A 1,169-nucleotide genomic window follows, 5' to 3' on the forward strand; every position below is an offset into this window, starting at 1 on the left:
GCTTCCGCATAACACGCACTGGTACGGATCCACATTGGTAAATTTCTTCATCAGCGACGCAAAGCCCGGTTTCTGTGGTTTTGCCTTCATCTCAATCCCCAGGGCGGTATAGACCTTAGGCAATAACTCACCCCGTTTGCGGTTGGCCAGAAAACCGTAATACCTGACCATCTTAAAATGGCGTGACGGGATATGGCTGATATAGCGCCACAGAATCTCTTCCTGGCTGAGTCGTTGCGTGCGGTGTTGCTGAGTCCGGTGGTCATAGTAATGATGAACCACGGCTCCGCTGGTGTAATGACGCAGTTTTGAGGCTGCGATCGGCGGCCGTTTCAGATAGCGGCCGAGGTAATTGACGTTTTGCCGGGCATTTTTCGTCTTTTTGGCAAAGTGGATTTTCCAGCGACGCTGAAACTGCGCCTCAAGAAACTGGCACCATTCCCGGTAATCCCGAATGTGCTTATAGTCTGAAGCAGGTAAATTGAGCGAGACGTAGCTTTCACGCAACAGGGCGATGACGGCCTGACGCCAATAGCGCTCAACGATTTTCTTTTTGAAGTAAACCGGCCGCCAGACGCCGTGTTTGAGGCACAAACCTCCGCGAGTGACGGACAGATGAATGTGCGGATGCTGATTGAGCTGGCGGCCGTAGGTATGCAGGGCCACAAACAGGCCTATTTCGATATCGAGCTTTTTGGCCCATTTCAGCAGGGTATTGGCGGCACAGGCGAAGAGTTTATTGAGCAGGGTCCAGTTGTTGGCAAAGGCGGGCCAGAGTTTATCGGGCATGGTGAAGGTGATGTGCTGCCATTCGCAGTCGTGCAGTATGTGTTGTTGCTCAGCAATCCATTGCTCGGTGGCTTTCATGCCACAGGCGCTGCAGCCTTTGCTTTTACAACTTTGGCAGACGTATTTGGTGTGAGAACAGTGGGCAGAAGTGCAGCCATATCGGCGAACGCCCATGGCACCGGTCCCGCAGGCGAGCATCCGCTCGACGACCAGTTTGGTCCATTCGGGGACGACGTTGCCGTGTTTAGCGAGTAACTGGCCCCAGCCATCATCAATCTGGAAGAGGAGTTTTGCTGGTCGAGGTATGTGCATACGCGGGAGTATAGCGAGCTACGATGGTTGAAGAAAGTCACTCTCTAACAGAATCTTAGCTCCCGCCG

At 53.2% G+C, this 1,169-nt stretch carries 1 protein-coding gene; it reads right to left on the reverse strand.

The features are described 5' to 3' along the window. Window positions 1-1,101 (reverse strand): IS91 family transposase (locus ACMV5I_RS29455; RefSeq protein WP_414825970.1); only part of this gene is annotated, 1,101 nt, incomplete at its 3' end. Between the last annotated feature and the right edge of the window lie 68 nt (window positions 1,102-1,169).

The organism is Serratia sp. T13T92 (genome assembly GCF_047530105.1).
Lineage (GTDB): Bacteria > Pseudomonadota > Gammaproteobacteria > Enterobacterales > Enterobacteriaceae > Chania > Chania fonticola.